This window comes from Amycolatopsis rubida (genome assembly GCF_900115345.1).
In the GTDB taxonomy this organism is placed as follows: domain Bacteria; phylum Actinomycetota; class Actinomycetes; order Mycobacteriales; family Pseudonocardiaceae; genus Amycolatopsis; species Amycolatopsis rubida.
The window spans coordinates 319,570-334,595 of the sequence record NZ_FOWC01000009.1; the positions used below are offsets into that span (position 1 = coordinate 319,570).

Consider the following 15,026-nt stretch of genomic DNA (forward strand, 5'->3'; position numbering starts at 1 on the left):
GAGCCAGGGGTGGGGAGGATTCCGGGCTCTCCGCTGAGCTTCACCCCAGATACGCGTCGAGCGTCACCGCCAACGCCGATTCCGGCGAAGGCGCGAAGCTGGCTCCGGCCAGCCCGCCCCACAACCACAGCTGCGCGAGACCGTGCAACGCGGCCCACAGCGACGCTGCGACCAGCCGGGGATCCGTACCGGGACGCAGCCGGTCGTCGTCCGCTTCGGCGCGGTCGAGCCGCACTAGCTCGGCGAAGGTGTCGAAGACGGCGCTGCTGGCCGCGACCAACCCCGGCTCCTCCGGGTCGATGAGGTCGCGACGGAACATCAGCTCGAACATCGCGGGGTTCGTAACCGCGAAGTCGACGTACGTGTGGCAGGCGGCCGTGACGCGTTCGCGCGGAGTGCCGTCAGGCAACTGTGTGCCGCGATGGAGCAGCTGTGTGAAGCCAAGCGTCGCTACGGCGGATAGCAGCTCCGCGCGTCCCGAGAAGTGACGAAGCGGCGCACCGTGCGACACACCTGCTGCCTTCGCGATACCGCGCAACGTCACGGCCTCGACGCCGGAGCCGACGAGCAGATCCGCCGCGGTGCGGATCAACCGCTGTCGTGCGCTCATGCCTGAGCTTCGGAGAAGGCCACCGGCAGCAGCTCCGGGCGCTTCGGCAGGAAGCCGTCGCCAGGGGACCGGCCGGTGAGGCGGTTGCGCAGCCGCGTGATCCCCACCGGCAGCACCTCCTGCCACAGCCAGCGCAGGTCGGCGATCGCGCTGCCCTGGGCCGGGGCTCCGGGAAGCGGCCGCAGCCAGCTGCCGTCGTGCGCGACGCCGAGCCGGTCGAGCACGTGGCCGGCGACGCGCAGGTGTCCGGCCTGCGACAGGTGCAGCCGGTCCGGCCCGAAGTAGCGCGAGTCGTGCGCGGCCTGGTCCGGCCACAGGTCGACGAGCTTCGTGCCGTAGCTGACCGAAGCCTCGCGGATAGCGTCGTTGAGCGCGGTGACCCGCGGCCGCATCCGCCCGCCCAGCGGCATGCGATGCGCGATGTCGCTCAAGGTGAAGGTGACGACGGTGGGCGCGACGTGCGTGCACTGCCGGATCGCCGTGTCGACGCGACGAGCGACGGTGCGAGCGTCCCAGCCGCGGCTCAGCACGTCATTGCCGCCGCCGAACAACGCGATCAGGTCCGGTTCGTGCCGCTCGGCCGCGGGCAGCTGCTCCGCGGCGATCTGGTCCAGCCGCCGCCCGCGAACGGCGAGATTGGCGTAGCGGAACGCGGTTTCGTCGCGCGCGAGCCGCCCGGCGACGTAGTCCGCCCAGCCGCGGTACTGACTGTGATCCGGATAGGGATCGTCCAGCCCCTCCGCGCAGCTGTCGCCGACGGCGACGAACGTGTGGAAACCCATTCCGCTCTCCGTAACCCCTGGTTCATGTTGTAGACACTGTCTATCAAAGTAAGTAGACGGTGTCTACCTCGGGGTGTCCGACTTTCGGGCCTACAAGCCGGTGTGTCCGCGCCTTTACCGTGGGTGTGGTCTAGACCTCTCAAGAGAGGAATCCTGCGATGAAGTTTTCCCGCTCCGCCGTCAAAGCCGGGATACTGACCGCCGTTTTCGGCACGGTCTCGGTGTTCACCGCCGTCCCCGCCCTCGCGCACGGCTCGATGGGCAACCCGATCAGCCGGATCATGCAATGTTTCCAGGAGGGTCCGGAGAATCCGCAGTCCGCCGCGTGCAAGGCCGCCGTCGCGGTCGGCGACAGCTGGCCGATCTACGACTGGGACGAGGTCAACATCGGCGACGCCAGCGGCCACAGCCGCGAGATCATCCCGGACGGCAAGCTGTGCAGCGCCGGCCGGGACAAGTACAAGGGGCTCGACCTCGCCCGCGACGACTGGCCGGCGACCACGCTGCCGAGCAGCGGCCCGTACACCTTCCAGTACCAGCTGACCGCCGCCCACGAGGGCACCTTCGAGCTGTACGTCACCAAGCCCGGCTACGACCCGGCGAAACCGCTCAAGTGGTCCGACCTGGAAGACACCCCGTTCTACCGGCAGGACAACCCGCCGATCGCGGGCAACGCCTACCAGCTCCAGGCGAACCTGCCCGGCGGGCGCACCGGAAGGCACCTGATCTACTCGATCTGGCAACGCCACTGGCCCGACTCCGGCGAGGCCTTCTACTCCTGCTCGGACGTGATCTTCACCTGATCGCGGCGGCCCGGCAGAGGCAGCGAAAACCTCTGCCGGGCAAGGTCGGCCGGACCGGAGGGCACCGCGCAAGCGGTTTCGCCGGTGCGCTGCGCCATCATGGCGGCGTGCCGGCACGGAAGGATCGGCTCAGCGCTCTCGCTCAGGATCGTCTGCCCGCTGAGGTGGCGGCGAAACGGTTCGACCGCCGCTGCTCACCTGATCGCTGCCAGCACATTCTGCCCGGCGACGCCGACGGCTATCGGGTGCTCTTCGTGCCCGCGGGCACTCCGGTCGCCGAACGAACGCCCTCGTCCGGCCTCGCGCCCTACCCGCGACGTTTTCGCGGAGATCGTGGCCACCGCCCCGGAGCGAGGGCGCGTCCGGCTGGACCGCATCACCGAAGCCGTCACGTGTTCGGACAGCTCACCTCACGGAGGAAGCGGCCCGTTGGGTGCTGCTCGCCCAGTTCGACAGCGCCGAGGAAACTGACATGATGTGGGGCGACGTCGAGATGCTGTACTGGCTCATCCGGCCCCGCTGCTCGATGCAGTGCGGCTGACGAAGCCCGAATGGAACGAACCATGAAGATCTTGGTGGTAGGCGGCAGCGGTCTGCTGGGCCAACATGTGCTCGACGAGCTGCGGAACCGCGGTCATGAGACGACCGCCGTCGCGCGTACGGCACGTGAAGGGGTCGACCGGACGCTCGACGTCTCGAAAGCTTCGCACGCCGAACTGCGCGAAGCGCTCGACGGATACGACGGCGTCGTCTTCGCCGGTGGCATGGACGACCGTGCAGTCGGACGAGGACCGGTCGAGCCTCGGTTGCGCGCGGGCAACGTCGCACCTGTCGTCGCGTTGTTGCGCGCGGCGCGCGAAGCAGGCTGTACGCGTGCGGCAGTGCTCGGGTCGTATTACACGTACTTCGATCGCGTACGCCCTGAGTGGGGATTGGCTGCTAAGCATCCGTACGTGCGCAGTCGGCTGGAGCAGGCCCGCGTCGCGCGCGAAACGGCTGGGCCGGGGTTGCCGGTGGCGGTGATCGAGGTGCCGTTTGTCTTCGGTGTTGCGGAGGACCGGGTGCCGCAGTGGTCGGTGCCGATCGTCAAGTGGGTCCGTTCCAACTCCCCGCTCTTCGCGCCTCCCGGCGGGACCGCGGCGACAAGTGCGCGCGGCGTCGGCGTCGCGACGGTGGATGCGCTGGAGCAGGCGTCGGGCGCGGATGTCCCGGTAGCACAGGAAAATCTCCAGTGGACCGACATGTTCGCCCGGCTGGCCGCGGCAGCGGGACGACCGCGCCGGGTGCGGCCGCTGCCGTCCTGGCCAGTGCGCGGTGCGGTCAAACTCGGCGGATTCCTCAACGGGCTGAGCGGGAAACAGCCGGGGCTGACGGTGCGGCACATGGACGGATTGTTGCTGCGGGAGTTGTATTTGGAGCTGAATTACCCGGCTCCGGTGGACGAGGCGATTCGGGAAACCGCTGTGGCGCGGTAAGAATCAGCCCAGCCGAGCCCGGTGCGTCCGTACCGCCGCCAACCGTGGATCCGACGGTGCGAGCACCGCGGACAGCGCGTCCAGGATCGCCAGATCATCAGCACCACAGGAGGTTTCCCAGAACGCCCACAGCGTATCCGCGTCCCCGCTGTTCAACGCCAGCTGCCGGACCTGCGCGCTGATCGACTCGCGTTCCTCCAGGATCGCGGGCGATTCCGAATCCGCGAGCAGCGGGCCCCGGAACGACCGGACCGCTGCCGCGGCGTCTCCGGTGCGCAGGGCGGCTTTGGCGCGCAGGAAATCCGCGTCCACTGTGGCCGCGAGGCGGTACGGACGCGTCTGCAACACCCCAGTGCCCAGCTGCGTGCGCAACCGGTGGATTTCGGCGCGCACGGTCACCGGATTGCCAGCTTCGCCATACAGCTGCAACGCCAGCTTTTCCGCCGGCAAACCGCGCGGCTGAAGGGCAAGCAGAGTCAGCAATTCGGCGTGCCGCAAAGTGAACGGGATGTCTCGACCGTCCACAGTGGTCGATCCGGGGCCGTCGGTGAGGTATTCGAGCGACAGCTTCCGCCGGGTCGCGGAGCCGGACGTGGCGATGCGCAGCAGGTAGCCCTCGTCGAGCGGGTCGACGGTGGCGACCCGGCCGTCCGGCAGCGTCACGGTGCCGCCGCCTTTTCGTACCTCCACAGTGGATGGAAGGGTGCACGCTTCGGCGGCCAGCACCCGCCCGCCCGCCGAAAGGAGCGCGCCGGGGCGGCCGCGCAACGACGCCAGGTGCGGCATGTTCGCCCGCCGCACCTTCTCGTCGCGGACCGCCAGCTGGGCCCGCAGCCGTCCCTCGGCAAGCTGCGCCGTGGCGGTGACCAGCGACAACATCGCCGGATGCACTGTGCGAAGGGGTCCGCTGACGTCGATCGAGCCGAGCAACGCGCCGGTGTCCGGGTCGCGCACGGGGGCCGCCGCGCAGGTCCACGTGTGATAGCGGCGGACGAGGTGCTCGGCGGAGTAGATCTGCACCGGCTGCCCGGTGGCCAGCGTGGTGCCCATCGCGTTCGTGCCGATCGCCTCTTCGCTCCATCGCGTGCCCTCGGTGAGCGCGACCTGGTCCGCGCGCAGCAGCACGCCGGTCGCGCCCTCACGCCACAGGATGAGCCCGTTCGCGTCGGTCACGATCATCATGTGCTCGGCGTCGTCGGCGATGCTCACCAGCATCTCGCGCAACAGCGGCAGCACCGGGGCCAGCGGATGCTCCGCGCGCAGGTCAGTGAGTTCGTCCGGCTCGCAGATCAGCGGGGCCTCTCCGGCGTCCGGGTCGACGTGCGCGGCCAGCGAGCGCTCCCACGACGCCGACACCACCGACCGTGGCGAGCGCGGCGCGGTGGTCCCGGACAGCACCGCCTCGCGGACATGGCGGAGCAGCCGCGCGTACGACTCCGGATCGCGCAGCAGATCGGCTTCGGGCAGCTCCGCCACATCAACGAGAGTAGAGACCCTGGTCACACGGTTGCAACGTCGGCGCAACGTTGCCCGGCCTACGGTCGTCGCCGACCGTCACCGACCAGCAACGAGGCAGGGCAAGATGGCCGTATACGCCGCACCGAACACCGACGGCTCCGTCGTCGACTACGAAACCCGCTACGACCACTACATCGGCGGCGAATACGTCGCGCCGGCCGGCGGGCAGTACTTCGAGAACCCGACGCCGGTGACCGGGATGACCTTCACCGAGATCGCCCGCGGGACGGCGGCCGACATCGACCGGGCGCTCGACGCGGCCGAGGGCGCCGCGCCCGCCTGGGGCCGCACCTCGGCCGAGGAGCGCGCGAACATCCTGCTCAAGATCGCCGACCGGATGGAGCAGAACCTCGAGAAGATCGCGGTCGCCGAGTCCTGGGAGAACGGCAAGCCGGTCCGCGAGACCCTCGCCGCGGACATCCCGCTCGCGATCGACCACTTCCGCTACTTCGCCGGCGCGCTGCGCGCCCAGGAGGGCGGTATCTCGCAGATCGACGACAACACGGTTGCCTACCACTTCCACGAGCCGCTCGGCGTCGTCGGCCAGATCATCCCGTGGAACTTCCCGCTGCTGATGGCAGTCTGGAAGCTCGCCCCGGCGCTGGCCGCGGGCAACGCGATCGTGCTCAAGCCCGCCGAGCAGACCCCGGCGTCGATCCACCTGCTGCTGTCGATCATCGGCGACCTGATCCCGCCGGGCGTGCTGAACGTCGTCAACGGCTTCGGCGTCGAGGCGGGCAAACCGCTCGCGTCGAGCAACCGCGTGCGCAAGGTCGCCTTCACCGGCGAAACGACGACCGGGCGGCTGATCCTGCAGTACGCCAGCGAAAACATCATCCCGGTGACCGTCGAACTGGGCGGCAAGAGCCCGAACATCTTCTTCGACGACGTCGCCGCGGCCAACGACGCGTTCTACGACAAGGCGCAGGAAGGCTTCGCGCTCTTCGCGCTGAACCAGGGCGAGGTCTGCACCTGCCCGTCGCGCGCGCTGATCCAGTCCGGCATCTACGACCGGTTCCTCGGCGACGCGGTCGAGCGCGTGAAGAAGATCAAGCAGGGCAACCCGCTCGACACCGAGACGCAGATCGGCGCACAGGCCTCGAACGACCAGCTCGAGAAAATCCTGTCCTACATCGACATCGGCAAGCAGGAGGGCGCGAAGATCCTCACCGGCGGCGGGCAGACCGACCTCGGCGGCGACCTGTCCGGCGGCTACTACGTGCAGCCGACGGTGTTCGAGGGCGACAACAAGATGCGCATCTTCCAGGAGGAGATCTTCGGCCCGGTGGTGTCCGTGGCGAAGTTCGACGACTACGCCGACGCGCTGAAGATCGCCAACGACACCCTGTACGGCCTCGGCGCCGGCGTCTGGTCCCGCGACGGCAACACCGCCTACCGCGCGGGCCGCGACATCCAGGCCGGCCGCGTGTGGGTGAACAACTACCACGCCTACCCGGCACACGCGGCCTTCGGCGGCTACAAGGCCTCCGGCATCGGCCGCGAGAACCACAAGATGATGCTGGACCACTATCAGCAGACGAAGAACATGCTGGTCTCCTACTCCGACCAGGCGCTGGGCTTCTTCTGATGCCCGAGCGGGTGGACCTGACCCCGGCCGCCGCCGACCTCCTGCGGCGGCTGGTGCCAGTCCACGGGCCGGTGATGTTCCACCAGTCCGGCGGATGCTGCGACGGCAGCGCCCCGATGTGTTACCCGATCGGCGAATTCCGGGTCGGTTCTCGCGACGTGCATCTGGGCGATCTGACAGTGGACGGCATCGACGCGGTGCCGGTGTGGATGTCGGGGCCCCAGTTCGAGTACTGGCGGCATACGCATCTGACGATCGATGTGGTGCCGGGGCGGGGCAGCGGCTTCTCGCTGGAGGCCCCGGAGGGGGTGCGGTTCCTGATCCGGTCCCGGTTGTTCAGTGACGAGGAATCGGCGGAGCTGAACGGATAAACCGGGCAGGCCAGCTGCGGCGGCATCCGGTGAGTGTTTCCCGCTCACCGGGTGTCGCCGGTTGTTTGTCGACGCCTGGTTGAGCGTGCCATTAAGCTTCCTGGTGGTTCGGGGATGCCAGGGAAACTGTCCGGGCGGGTACTCGCCACGGCGACGCTTTTCATTGCCGTTTTTCCATTCGTTTCCGAGATCGCCGCGACCGACGACGCTCCGTCGCCCATCGTCGAAGGCTTCGACTATCCCGGCGCGGATCAGATCTATGCCCAATACCACCTTCGGCTGCTGAAGGGGGACGGGCACATCCTGTTCGCCGACTGCGCCTCCGGAGGCACGCTCGTCAAGGTGTGGAGCCGTGCCGCGGCGAACGACTTCTTCCGCTTCCGCATCACCGGAGAGTCCGGCTACCTCACCATGGACGTGCCGGATGTCTACGCCGTCACCGGCGACCAGCACCAGCTCAAGGCGACCGTGGTGGTCAAGGACGTCGCCACGCGGGTTCACCCCGCTCGTCGAATTGCGATCCGGGAAATCCCGGCCAGTTCCTGCTGATAATCATCAGTTCGCTATTTTTGTGTCCAGGGGGAATGCCGTGAAATCTTTCCGTAGCTCCTTGGCAATGGCGGTCGCCGCGGCCTTCGTTCGACGCGGACGAGATGCGGGAGGTCGGCTGGGCGAAGGCCGGCCTTTACCCCACCTCGATACGCCGTACCACGCGACGTTCTCAGCGTTCGTGAAATCCGGTACGGAGGAGACGGTCTACGTGCGGAGTCCTGCCGCTGGCTTCCCCGGTCGCTCCAAGTAGCCGGGGAAACTTGCTAGGTTCACCGCATGCTGTCGCTGAAAGACGTCTACGTGGGCGAGCCGACCGTCCTCGGCCGCCAGCGGGACCAGCCGGTCCTGAGCGCCATCCGGAAAACCCGGGTCGGCGATCCGGAACTGGCGCTGTCCGAACTCAACCTGGACGGCGACCGCCAAGCCGACCTTTCGGTGCACGGCGGTCCCGACAAAGCCGTCTACGTCTACCCGGTCGAGCACTATCCGGTGTGGACCGCGGAGGGGTACTCCGTGGCGCACGGCGACTTCGGCGAGAACCTCTCCGTAGAAGGCGCGCTTGAGAGCGACGCGCGGATCGGCGACGTCTGGGGCTGGGGCGACGCGCTCGTGCAGATCGCCCAGCCGCGGCATCCGTGCTTCAAGCTCGCGATGCGGACCGGGCGCAAGGATGTCGTGCCCGCGATGATCAGCACGAACCGCTGCGGCTGGTATCTGCGCGTGCTGCGCCCGGGCACGGTCCCGGCGGCCGGGCCGCTCGACCTCGTGGAGCGGGCCGAGGGGCCGACCGTCGCGGAGACCTTCCTCGTCGCGTCAGCGAATTACGCGCGGTTGCCTGAGCCGGGGCCGATGCTGGAGCTGGCCGAGCGCGTGCTGACGTCGACCGCACTGCCCGAAAGCTATCGCGAAGGGATCAAGTCCAAAGTGGACCGGGCGAAGGGGTTACTTCCAGTCGACCTGCGGTGAGCGGTAGAAGCCGATTCCCTGTGCTTGCCAGCGTGGCGCTTGCTTGGCGATTCGTTCCCGATATCCGTCCCAGGTTCGGGACGCTCGCGGCGACCAGCCGATTTCCGCGACGCCGGGCAGGCGCGGGAAGGCCATGTACTCGATGTCGTCGCCGGTCCGGATGGTTTCCGTCCACAGTGGAGCTTCGACACCGGCGACCGACTTCTCCTCGACACCGGGAACGAGCGTCGCCGGGTCCCATTCGTAGGCGTCGCGGACTTCGACCAGGCCGGCCCAATCCTGGCCCAGTTTCGTCGATTCGGTGTACTTCATGTCGAGATAAGCGTGGTTGGCGGGCGACATGATGAACTTGTTCCCGCGCGCCGCGGCGGCGGCCATGTCCTCGTTCGGGCCGCCCTGGTCCCAGTACTGCGGTACGGCGGACGTCGGCAGCGGCGTCTTCACGATTTCGTGCCAGCCGGTGATCAGCTTGCCGTACTTGGCGACCATCGGGCTCACCTTCTCGTAGAAGGTTTTGTAGTCCTCGGCGGACGTCGAATGTGCTTCGTCGCCGCCGATGCTGAGGTATTCGCCCGGCGTGATCGCGGCGAGCTCGCGGATCACATCCGCCACGAATCGGTACGTCGTAGGCGAATTGATGCACAGCGAGCTGTAGCCGACCTCGATGTCGGTGCGCGGCGGGACGGCGACCCCGTCGCAGTTCAGCTCCGCGTACACCGACTGCGCGGCGTTCGTGTGTCCGGGCATGTCGATTTCCGGCACGACCGTCACGTGGCGGCTCGCGGCGTAGGCGATGATGTCGCGGTACTGCTCCTGCGTGTAGTAACCGCCCGGGTCGCCGTAGGCCGCGGTCTTTCCGCCTTCGGTCGCCAGCCGCGGCCAGCTCTTGATCTCGATGCGCCAGCCCTGGTCGTCGGTGAGGTGCAGGTGCAGCGTGTTGATCTTGTACTGGACGATCTGGTCGATGTACTTCTTCACCTGCGTTGGTGTGAAGAAGTGCCGCGCGACGTCGAGCATCGCGCCGCGGTGGGCGAAGCGCGGGTAGTCGAGAACGCTGCCGCCCGCGATCGTCCACGTGCGGTGCTGCACGGTCTTCGCCTCGATCGCTGACGGCAGCAGCTGCCGCAGCGACTGGACGCCCGTGAACAGCCCGGCGGAGGTGTTGGCGCGCAGCCGGACGCCGTTCTTCGTGACATCGAGCTGGTACCCCTCGTCGCCGACGCGCGGGTCGGCGTGGCCTAGGTCGAGCGAAATCGCGGACAATCCCGGGCTCACCGGGACGACCGGCAGCGGGAAGCCGGTCGCGGGCCGCAGCAGGCCGCGCAGGTACGCGGCGACCTCGCCGGTGCCGTGCCCGGCGCGGATCACGGTCAGCGGCGTGAGCCGGAAGGTGGCGTCCGCCTTCGCCACGGCGTGCACCGGCACCGGTACGAGATCGGTGACCTGCCGTTCGCTGGGCGCGGGAGTCGCCGCGGCAGGCCCGGGCACTCCCACCGCGGCGAGCCCGAGCACGGTCACCCCAAGCACGGCCCTGGACAGGGTCTTCCTCACGGCATACCTCCGGTCGCGTCGCGGAGAAGGCGGACTCCAAGAGGTATAGACCACTACCCGGGAGGCTGACAACGCCCGAAAGGGTCGGCCGGTGCCGGATGTCCCGTTCGCCGGGATGCCCGCAGTGCACCCGATGCCGCATTGGGTGCGTGGCATCGGGCCGGGTCGCGTGGTCTCGCCAGGGTTCCCCTCACAGACGTTCGCGCCAGCCCGGCCGGGGTCAGCGGCAAGGGGCAGCTTCGCGCACTGCGGCCGCGCGGCTTCAGGAGCAGAAAAGCCGCCCGGCGCGTCTCGCCGCCCACCACGCCACCGAGAAAACCGCATTGGGCGGTCCTCAGGGCCGCAGGATCGCCCGCAGCGCGTCGAGCACCGACGGGTCCTCGATCGTCGACGGAACCGCCTCGTCACGACCGTCGGCGATCCCGCGCATCGTCTTGCGCAGGATCTTCCCCGAGCGCGTCTTCGGCAGCGCATTGACCACGGAGACGTCCCGGAACGCCGCCACCGGCCCGATGTCCCGGCGAACCAGCGCCACCAGCTCGTCCCGCAACTGCTCCTCGGGCACCTCCACGCCGGACTTCAGCACCACGAAACCGCGCGGCACCTGACCCTTCAGCTGGTCCGCGACCCCGATGACCGCGCACTCCGCGACCGCTGGATGCGACGCCAGCACGGCCTCCATCGAGCCGGTCGAGAGCCGGTGCCCGGCCACGTTGATCACGTCGTCGGTGCGGCCCATGACGAACAGGTAGCCGTCCTCGTCGAGGTAGCCCGAATCGCCGGTCAGGTAGTAGCCGGGGTAGCGCGACAGGTACGCCTCGCGGTAGCGCTCGTCGTCACCCCAGAGCGTCGGCAGCGAACCCGGCGGCAGCGGCAGTTTCAGCGCGATCGCGCCCTCGCGGCCTGCCGGCAGTTCCTCGCCCGCCTGGTCAAGAATGCGCACGTCCCAGCCGGGCACCGGTTTCGTCGCCGAGCCGGGTTTGACCGGCATCGGTTCGAGCCCGCGCGGGTTGGCCGCGATCGGCCAGCCGGTTTCGGTCTGCCACCAGTGGTCGACGACCGGCGTGCCGAGGATGTCGTGCGCCCAGTGGTAGGTCTCCGGGTCGAGCCGCTCGCCCGCCATGAACAGGGTGCGGAACTGGGCCAGGTCGTACTTCTTGAGCTCGTCCGCGTCCGGGTCCACCTTCTTCACCGCGCGCAACGCGGTCGGCGCGGTGAACAGCGCCTGCACGCCGTGCTCGGAGATGACCCGCCAGAACGCACCCGCGTCCGGAGTCCCGACGGGTTTTCCTTCGTACAGCACGGTTGTCGCGCCGACCAGCAGCGGCGCGTAGACGATGTACGAATGCCCGACGACCCAGCCGACGTCGGAAGCCGTCCACCAGACGTCCCCGGCGTGGATGTCGTACAGCGCGCCCATCGACCACGCGAGCGCGACCGCGTGCCCGCCCGTGTCGCGCACGACGCCCTTCGGGCGCCCGGTGGTGCCGGACGTGTAGAGGATGTACAGCGGGTCAGTCGCCTTCACCGGAACCGGATCCACCGGGTCGGCGTCGGCGACGAGGCCGGTCCAGTCGAGGTCGGCGCCCGACAGTTCCGCGCGCGCCTGCTCGCGCTGGAACACCACGACGTGCTCCGGCTGGTGCTCAGTGGTTTCGAGAGCGGCGTCGATGATCGGCTTGTACTCGACGACCCGGGCCGGCTCGATCCCGCACGACGCGGCGAGGATCAGCTTCGGCTTGGCGTCTTCGATCCGCGCGGCCAGTTCCTTCGGCGCGAACCCGCCGAACACCACGGAGTGCACCGCGCCGATCCGCGCGCAGGCGAGCATCGCGATGACGGCCTGCGGGATCATCGGCAGATAGAGGATCACGCGGTCGCCGCGGGTCACCCCGAGCGACGCGAGCGCGCCGGCGAAGGTCGCGACCTCGTCGCGCAACTCGGCATAGGTGTAGCGGCGTTTGCGTCCGGTGACCGGCGAATCCCAGATCAGCGCGTCCTGTGCGCCGCGGCCGCCGTCCGCGTGCCGGTCGAGCGCGTTGTAGGAGGTGTTCAGCTCGCCGTCGGGATACCAGCGGTAGAACGGCGCGGCGGACGAGTCGAGCGCGCGGGTGGGCCGCTGCGTCCAGTCGATCGCCCGGGCCGCTTCGAGCCAGAACCGCTCCGGGTCGTCCAGGCTGCGCCGATAAGTCTCGGTGTACGCGCCCACGTGGTCTCCTTTGACTTCAGCCGGCCGGATCTGCCCTCATAATGGCCTTTCCCCCGGCGGAACGCAGGTCAGCGAGGTCAGGCGACATCGATGCGGCGGATCACGATCCCGGCGCGACCCGGCAACCTCGCGAAGGCCGTGTGCGTCCTAAGCTGGACCGTGGGGAACGGCCGCGCAGCGGCACGAAGACAACACTGACAGTGAGGGGAACCAGCCGGTGAGCGGAATCGCGAGCGCGCTGCTCTCGCTCGCGCACACCTTGTTCGGCCCGGGGTTCTGCCCCGGCGACTGGGTGTGGGCGACGACCACAGCGGGTGCGCTCGTCGCGCTCTTCCCGGCGGCCGGGGCGCTGATCGTGGCGATCGTCCGCAAGGGGACCGGCAACCGGTACGACGCGACGACGCTCACCGTGTTCGGGCTCATCGGCGTGGTCAGCGTGCTGGTGCTGCCGTGGCTGATGGCCTCGGGCATCTCGGAGACCTTCCGCGCGGCCAACGCGGGTAGCGCGAGCGGGCTGTCCGCCTCCGAAACCGCCAAGCTGAGCACGAACTACTGCTCGTTCATCGGCGTGCAGAAGACCTACCTCGGCGGCGGGCCGAACGTCTTCGAGACGCTCTTCTACCCGCGCGGCCTCAAGCTGTCCTACGCGCTGTACCTGCTCGCCTTCACCGTGCTGCCGGTCGGCTCGCTGCTGTTCGTGATGCTGCAGGCGCGCACCGCCTTCCGCCGCGGGCCGAAGTGGCCGTCGCGGTTCTTCTGGATTCCCTTCGTGGTCATGGCGGTCGCGACCTCGGGCATGTCGGCCAACACCGCCGTGCACTTCTGGCTCGGGTTCCTTCCGTTCAGCATCCTGGGACTGATCCCGGTCGCGCTGGTCGGCCCGCCGCCGTGGTCGGTGATCAACCGGCCGGAGCCGCGCCGCGACGAACCGCCCGCCGCGCCGCCGCCGTCGCGCCGGGAGCAGCTGCCGCCGCCTCCGCCGCCGCAGAACAAGCAGTACCCGGCCACCGCGCTGGCGTCCGCTCCGGAGCCACCGCCCGCCGGGATGCTGGCCGCCGCGCCCGGCGCGATCCCGCCGCCGCCCGGTTCGCGCAACGCGGGCAGCAGCCGGTACCGGCGCGTCCGCCAGCTCGGGCACGGCGGGTTCGGCACGGTCTGGGAAGCCGTCGACACGCAGCTCAACCGCACTGTCGCGCTCAAGATCGCGCACGCGCCCGACCGCGACACCGAGGAGCGCATGCAGCGCGAGGCGCGGGCGCTGGCCGTGGTGAACCACCCGAACTGCGTCCGCGTGTACGACCTGGTCGAGGAACCGGACGGGCTCGCGCTCGTCATGGAGTACCTCCAGGGCCGACCGCTCGCCGAGGTGGTCGACGGACAGGGCCCGATCGACGACGTCGCCGCCGGACGGCTGTGGTCGACGATGGCGGGCGCGCTGGTCGCGGCGCACGAGCGGGGCGTGCTGCACCGCGACGTGAAGCCGTCCAACGTCATCCTCGACCCGGCGGGCATCGCGCACCTCATCGACTTCGGCATCGCCCGCAGCCAGGGCGACTCCAAGATGACCGCCACCGGAATGATGATCGGCACGCCCGATTTCGTCGCGCCGGAACAGGCGATGGGCTCCCCGGCCAGCCCGGCGTCGGACGCCTGGCAGCTCGCCGCCACGGTCAGCTACGCGCTGTCCGGCCAGCCGCCGCGCGGCACCCGCGAGACGCCGATGGCCGCGCTGATGGCCGCGGCGCGGGCCGATCCGGTCACGCACCTGCCGCAGCGTTCAGTGCACGCGCGGATCCTGGCGGCCTCGCTGGACCCGGAGCCGCGCCGCCGCCCGACGCTGAACTCGGTGCGGCGCGAGGTCGACGGCTGGCTGAGCCGGGCGGGCAAGGCGCTTGACGGGCCGGTTACGCAGATCGTGCCCCGCCGCTCACCCCGTTGACGCTCGTGAGCGTTGATCACGGTGCGCACCGTGATCAACACTCACGACGGCCGCACCGCGGAAAACTCCAGCCGCTTCCGCTCCACCCGCACCCGCACCTGCTCAAACCCCGCCGTCGCCAACCGCCCCGGCAGGGCTTCCGCGTCGAGGACGTTCATCGTGTCCCCGATGTGCAGCAGCCGGAATCCGAAGCTGAGCTGGCTGTCCACCCCGCAATAGGTGCCGCCGGGCCGCAGCACCCGGAACGCTTCGGCGAAGATCCGGTCCTGAAGTTCGTCGGTCGGCACGTGGTGCAGCATCGTGAAGCACACGACCGCGGAGAACCGGCCGTCCTCGAACGGCATTTCCGCGCCGCTGCCCTCGACGATGTCCGCCCGGTCCCCGTATTTCTCCTGCAACAGCCGGGTCGACGCGGGGTCGATTTCGAGCGCGGTCAGCTGCGGGAGAGCGTCGACCAGCACCCGCGTGGTGGCCCCGAAACCCGGCCCGATTTCCAGCACGTCGTCGCCCAGGTCGAAGCGGGCGAGCCAGTCCGGCAGCACCTCGGCCACCGCGGCGGCCCATTTTTCCGAGCTGCAGAGCTTGCGGTGCATCAGGTTCATCGGCATGGTCCCGACGCTAGGGACGAGCCGCGCTGACCGGAAGACGATAGGCTGTCACCT

Annotated in this window: 14 protein-coding genes; 8 read left to right on the plus strand and 6 right to left on the minus strand. The window is 69.2% G+C overall.

Annotation, left to right across the window (positions count from 1 at the left end):
- Positions 1-40: 40 nt before the first annotated feature.
- Positions 41-610 carry a TetR/AcrR family transcriptional regulator gene (locus BM362_RS31025; protein ID WP_093575514.1) on the minus strand — a complete coding sequence of 190 codons (570 nt, stop codon included), beginning with the start codon at positions 608-610 and terminating at the stop codon, positions 41-43.
- Entirely contained in the window at positions 607-1,392 is a 786-nt protein-coding gene (locus tag BM362_RS31030) for an SGNH/GDSL hydrolase family protein (RefSeq protein ID WP_093575515.1), read from the minus strand. The genes BM362_RS31025 and BM362_RS31030 overlap by 4 nt, the downstream gene beginning before the upstream one ends.
- A gap of 158 nt (positions 1,393-1,550) precedes the next feature.
- On the opposite strand from BM362_RS31030, the gene BM362_RS31035 reads away from it, so the two are divergent.
- The 3 genes from BM362_RS31035 (at position 1,551) to BM362_RS31045 (ending at position 3,670) form a co-directional block, all read left to right on the plus strand.
- On the plus strand, positions 1,551-2,195 hold the full coding sequence (locus BM362_RS31035; RefSeq protein ID WP_067575520.1) for a lytic polysaccharide monooxygenase auxiliary activity family 9 protein: 645 nt from the start codon (positions 1,551-1,553) through the stop codon (positions 2,193-2,195).
- A 205-nt stretch (positions 2,196-2,400) separates the two neighbouring features.
- Positions 2,401-2,736 (plus strand): DUF1963 domain-containing protein, encoded by a 336-nt coding sequence (locus BM362_RS50065; protein WP_093575516.1) that lies wholly within the window; start codon positions 2,401-2,403, stop codon positions 2,734-2,736.
- Between the two features lie 22 nt (positions 2,737-2,758).
- Complete coding sequence (locus BM362_RS31045) at positions 2,759-3,670, plus strand: NAD-dependent epimerase/dehydratase family protein (RefSeq protein ID WP_067576505.1); 912 nt, start codon at positions 2,759-2,761, stop codon at positions 3,668-3,670.
- A gap of 3 nt (positions 3,671-3,673) precedes the next feature.
- On the opposite strand, the gene BM362_RS31050 is transcribed toward BM362_RS31045, so the two are convergent.
- Entirely contained in the window at positions 3,674-5,146 is a 1,473-nt protein-coding gene (locus BM362_RS31050) for a helix-turn-helix domain-containing protein (protein WP_167545501.1), read from the minus strand.
- A 106-nt stretch (positions 5,147-5,252) separates the two neighbouring features.
- Between BM362_RS31050 and exaC the strand changes: the two genes are divergently transcribed.
- From exaC to BM362_RS31070, 4 genes are all read left to right on the plus strand, one after another.
- Positions 5,253-6,776, plus strand: a complete 1,524-nt coding sequence (exaC, locus tag BM362_RS31055; RefSeq protein ID WP_093575518.1) for an acetaldehyde dehydrogenase ExaC — start codon at positions 5,253-5,255, stop codon at positions 6,774-6,776.
- A complete protein-coding gene (locus tag BM362_RS31060; protein ID WP_093575519.1) occupies positions 6,776-7,147 on the plus strand; it encodes a DUF779 domain-containing protein in 372 nt (123 codons plus the stop codon). The genes exaC and BM362_RS31060 overlap by 1 nt, the downstream gene beginning before the upstream one ends.
- A 51-nt stretch (positions 7,148-7,198) precedes the next feature.
- Positions 7,199-7,696 carry a hypothetical protein gene (locus BM362_RS31065; protein ID WP_143132521.1) on the plus strand — a complete coding sequence of 166 codons (498 nt, stop codon included), beginning with the start codon at positions 7,199-7,201 and terminating at the stop codon, positions 7,694-7,696.
- A gap of 279 nt (positions 7,697-7,975) precedes the next feature.
- A complete protein-coding gene (locus tag BM362_RS31070) occupies positions 7,976-8,665 on the plus strand; it encodes an MOSC domain-containing protein (RefSeq protein WP_093575521.1) in 690 nt (229 codons plus the stop codon).
- Here BM362_RS31070 and BM362_RS31075 read toward each other — a convergent pair.
- Entirely contained in the window at positions 8,642-10,216 is a 1,575-nt protein-coding gene (locus tag BM362_RS31075; protein ID WP_093575522.1) for a beta-N-acetylhexosaminidase, read from the minus strand. The two genes, BM362_RS31070 and BM362_RS31075, sit on opposite strands and share 24 nt — an antisense overlap.
- 334 nt (positions 10,217-10,550) lie before the next feature.
- Complete coding sequence (locus BM362_RS31080; RefSeq protein WP_093575523.1) at positions 10,551-12,425, minus strand: propionyl-CoA synthetase; 1,875 nt, start codon at positions 12,423-12,425, stop codon at positions 10,551-10,553.
- A 217-nt stretch (positions 12,426-12,642) separates the two neighbouring features.
- On the opposite strand from BM362_RS31080, the gene BM362_RS31085 reads away from it, so the two are divergent.
- Positions 12,643-14,364: a serine/threonine-protein kinase gene (locus tag BM362_RS31085; protein ID WP_067575531.1), complete on the plus strand. Its 1,722-nt coding sequence runs from the start codon at positions 12,643-12,645 to the stop codon at positions 14,362-14,364.
- A 41-nt stretch (positions 14,365-14,405) separates the two neighbouring features.
- Here BM362_RS31085 and BM362_RS31090 read toward each other — a convergent pair whose 3' ends face one another.
- Positions 14,406-14,972, minus strand: a complete 567-nt coding sequence (locus BM362_RS31090; RefSeq protein WP_067575532.1) for a class I SAM-dependent methyltransferase — start codon at positions 14,970-14,972, stop codon at positions 14,406-14,408.
- Positions 14,973-15,026 lie beyond the last annotated feature (54 nt).